The following is a 3,669-nucleotide window of genomic DNA, read 5'->3' on the forward strand; positions in this document are numbered from 1 at the left end:
GGCCTGATCACCCAGACCGATCTGCTCGCGGCGGCCGCACGCGTGGAGACCGCAGACAGGGCGGCGCTGAAAGCTGTAGCATAGCTCGGGAACCTTTTGCCGGCGAGCGCATCCAATTGCTGGATGCAACGCCTGTCCGGGAGATCGGGACACGATGAGGAAGCCCGCACTGCAAGCTGCCGCTATTGCCGCGGCCGATGATGGCGACATGGCGCTGGTGCGCCGCGCGCTTGCGCGGGAAGCGGATGCCTTCCGCGCAATCATCAAGACGCACAACCAGCGGCTCTACCGCATCGCGCGCGGCGTGGTGCGCAACGACGCCGAGGCCGAGGACATCGTGCAGGAGGCCTATTTGCGCGCCTTCGCCAGTCTTGATGCCTTTCGCGGCGATGCCTCTTTATCCACCTGGCTGTCGCGCATCACGATCAACGAGGCGCTCGGGCGGCTGCGCAAGAAGAAGCGCATGGTGGCGATGCCTGAAAACCCGGAGGCGCAGATCATCCGGTTTCCCCTGAACCCAAGTAACTTGAACCCTGGCGACGATCCGGAGCGGACGATGGCGCAGCGGCAGATCCTCGGGCTCGTCGAACGGGCGACCGACAGCCTTCCCGACGTCTATCGCAGCGTCTTCGTCGCCCGTGTCATCGAAGGCCTGAGCATCCAGGAGACCGCCGAGGTGCTCGGCATCAGGCCGGAGACGGTAAAGACCAGGCTGCACCGGGCGCGTGCGCTGGTGCGCAAGGCGCTGGACGACGAGATCGGCCCGGTGCTGCTCGACGCTTTTCCTTTCGCCGGCCGGCGGTGCGATAGGCTGACGCAGGCGGTGATGAAAAGGCTGGGGTTCGAGGGCTAGCGCGCGTCGCTATTCGCGAACGCCGAGGGACAGCACCCCCCTCTGTCCTGCCGGACATCTCCCCCGCAAGGGGGGAGATCGGATGTCGCGCCGGCTTTCGCTAATCTCCAACGCTGCAGGACGGGCGGGGCGCCGAAGCTGCCAATCTCCCCCCTTGCGGGGAGGATGTCCGGCAGGACAGAGGGGGGTGTGACGGAACTCGGCGTAGCAGTGCTCGCTCCCCGCAGAGAAAACGCCGGGAACGTTTCGCCTCTCCCCGCATCCAATGGCCGTCAACCCCAGATGAGCCCTGCAGATGTGCCGGGCGAAGGAGATGCCATGTTTATCCGACCGACCGCAGCCCTTGCGGCCTTCCTGCTTGCAGGCGCCGCGCCCTATGCGCGGGCCGCTGAGAAGCCCACCGACCCGCAGATCGCCCATATCGCCTATACGGCGGGCACGATCGACATCGAGGCCGCCAAGCTGGCGATCAAGAAATCGAGGACCAAGGAAGTCGTCGACTTCGCCAAGGACATGGAGCGCGACCACGAGGCGGTGAACAAGCAGGCCCTGGACCTGGTGAAGAAGCTGAAAGTCACGCCCGAGGACAACGCCACCAGCCAGGCGCTGGCGAAGGCCGCGAAGGAAGAGCGCGCCAAGCTGGCGAAGCTGAAAGGGGCTGCCTTCGACAAGGCCTATATCGAGAACGAGGTGGCCTATCACAAACAGGTCGACAGCGCGCTCGAAACGCTGCTCATCCCCTCGGCCAGCAATACCGAGCTGAAGAGCCTGCTCGAGACCGGCCTGAAAATCTTCCAGGGGCATGAGCAGCATGCCGAACATGTCGCCGGCGCGCTGAAATGAGGGCGAGCCTGCTGCCGCTCCTGGCCGCGCTGACGCTGGCGCTCGTCGCTTCGCCGGCGCTCGCCGCCACCATCGAGTTGACGATCGACAAGCTGGTCTTCTCGCCGGCGAGCGTCGAGGCCAAGGTCGGCGACACGATCGAGTGGACCAACAAGGACGTGATCGCCCACACCGCCACGGTGAAAGGCGGCTGGGAGGTGACGATCCCGCCGAAGTCGAAAGGCAGGATCACCCTCAAGCAAGCGGGAGCGGTCGATTATTTCTGCCGCTTCCACCCCAACATGAAGGGTCACCTGGAGGTTTCGCCCTGACCCGCCGCCCGGTCGGGCGAGGCGCGCCGCGCCTTGTCCAGCCGATGCGTCCATGAATTCTTCCCTTGGACTTAGAGCGGCCGCAAGGGAGCGGCTTTCGGCTTGTTTGTATATTCACTAGTCGGTATACTTCGTGGATGAGCGAAAAGGCCAATCCGACCAGAAAACGCCTCGTCGACGCTGCGGCGAAACTCTTTTATGCCGAAGGCATCGGCCGCGTCAGCGTCGATGCCGTGGCGGAAAAGGCGGGGCTGACCAAGCGCACGCTCTACTATCACTTCAAGAGCAAGGACGAGCTGATCACGGCCTATCTCGACAGCCGCGACCAGCCGAACCTCAAGCAGATGGCCGGCTGGTTCGAGGCCGCGGAAGGCGGCGCGGACAAGAAGGTCGTGGCGATCTTCACCCATCTGGCGCGCGTGGCGCGGCACGTCAAATGGAAGGGCTGCGGCTTCCTGCGCACGGCCGCCGAGCTCGCCGCGATGCCCGGCCATCCGGCGGTGAAGGCCGGCTCCCGCCATAAGAGCAATTTCGAGAAATGGCTGGCGGGCGAGCTTTCGAGCCATGGCGTGCGCGAACCGAAGATGCTGGCGCGCGAGATCGTGCTGCTGATGGACGGCGCCTTTTCCAGCATGCTGATCCACCACAATCCCGACTACATCACCGCCGCCGGCCACGCCGCCGCGACGCTGGTGCGGGCGCGGATGGCGCAGACGGCGTAGATCCCGGCTTCGAACCGGCCGGCGAAACGCGGCCGCATCCCCCTTCGCCGCAACCTGGCGCCCCCCGGCTGCGCCGGAAACCATGAAGGAGGCTTGGCCGGCTCGGCGCGGGCGGGTTGTTCCAGCGCCTTGGACCAAAGAGCTGGGACGAGAATTAGGGCCAGCCGGCCTGACTTGGGTGGTGCAATGCAGGAAGCGGATGGTCATTATAAGGAGAGTCTTTATAACGGTCGATCTGATCACGACCACCAAGGGGAGACGATGCGTTACATACGTCCGCTTTCAATAGAAGATGCCGTTGGCGAGCTCGCCAAGGCGGTTGGCCCGGCAGCCATCCTTGCCGGCGGCAGCGACCTTCTCGTGAGGATGAAGGGTGGTTTCATCGAGCCCGAGCTGATCGTCGACATCAAGGCGATTAACGGCCTGAGCGATATCCAGGAAACGGCCGACGGCTTCAGGATCGGCGCCGCGGTGCCTTGCGCGGTGCTGGGCGAGAACGCGGCGCTGAAGAAGGCATGGCCGGGCGTCGTCGAGGCGGCCAAGCTGATCGGCTCGAAGCAGGTGCAGGGACGCTGCACCATCGTCGGCAATCTCTGTAACGCCTCGCCCGCCGCCGACAGCGTGCCGGCGCTGGTGGCAGCCGGCGCCAAGGCCGTGGTTGCCGGGCCGAACGGCAAGCGCACCATTGCCGTGGAGGCCGTGCCGACCGGGCCTGGCCGTACCTCGCTCGCCAAGGGCGAGATCGTCGAGGCGATCCTGCTCGACAAGCGCCCGCCGCATGCGGGCGACGCCTATCAGCGCTTCATTCCGCGCACCGAGATGGACATCGCGGTTGTGAGCGCCGGCGTGAACCTGACGCTCGATGAGGCGGGCATCATCAAGGCGGCCCGCGTGGCGCTTGGCGCCGCGGCGCCGACGGTGCTGCTCGTCGAGGGGGCGG

The 3,669-nt window shown here is 65.6% G+C and carries 5 protein-coding genes; all 5 read left to right on the plus strand.

Features of this window, described 5'->3' with window-relative positions; all coding sequences use genetic code 11:
- The first annotated feature begins 154 nt into the window (after positions 1-154).
- Positions 155-853, plus strand: coding sequence for an RNA polymerase sigma factor (locus EOA38_RS30545; protein ID WP_126094478.1), 699 nt, complete (start codon positions 155-157; stop codon positions 851-853).
- A 318-nt stretch (positions 854-1,171) separates the two neighbouring features.
- The gene (locus EOA38_RS30550; protein ID WP_126094479.1) at positions 1,172-1,696 is read left to right on the plus strand and encodes a DUF4142 domain-containing protein; all 525 of its coding nucleotides are present in this window, start codon (positions 1,172-1,174) and stop codon (positions 1,694-1,696) included.
- The gene (locus EOA38_RS30555) at positions 1,693-2,007 is read left to right on the plus strand and encodes a cupredoxin family copper-binding protein (protein ID WP_126094480.1); all 315 of its coding nucleotides are present in this window, start codon (positions 1,693-1,695) and stop codon (positions 2,005-2,007) included. The genes EOA38_RS30550 and EOA38_RS30555 overlap by 4 nt, the downstream gene beginning before the upstream one ends.
- 137 nt (positions 2,008-2,144) lie before the next feature.
- Positions 2,145-2,729, plus strand: coding sequence for a TetR/AcrR family transcriptional regulator (locus tag EOA38_RS30560; RefSeq protein WP_127300980.1), 585 nt, complete (start codon positions 2,145-2,147; stop codon positions 2,727-2,729).
- 261 nt (positions 2,730-2,990) lie between these two features.
- A partial coding sequence (locus EOA38_RS30565; protein ID WP_127300981.1) for an FAD binding domain-containing protein occupies positions 2,991-3,669 on the plus strand: 679 nt, incomplete at its 3' end.

It is taken from the genome of Mesorhizobium sp. M1E.F.Ca.ET.041.01.1.1 (assembly GCF_003997355.1).
Classification (GTDB): domain Bacteria; phylum Pseudomonadota; class Alphaproteobacteria; order Rhizobiales; family Rhizobiaceae; genus Mesorhizobium.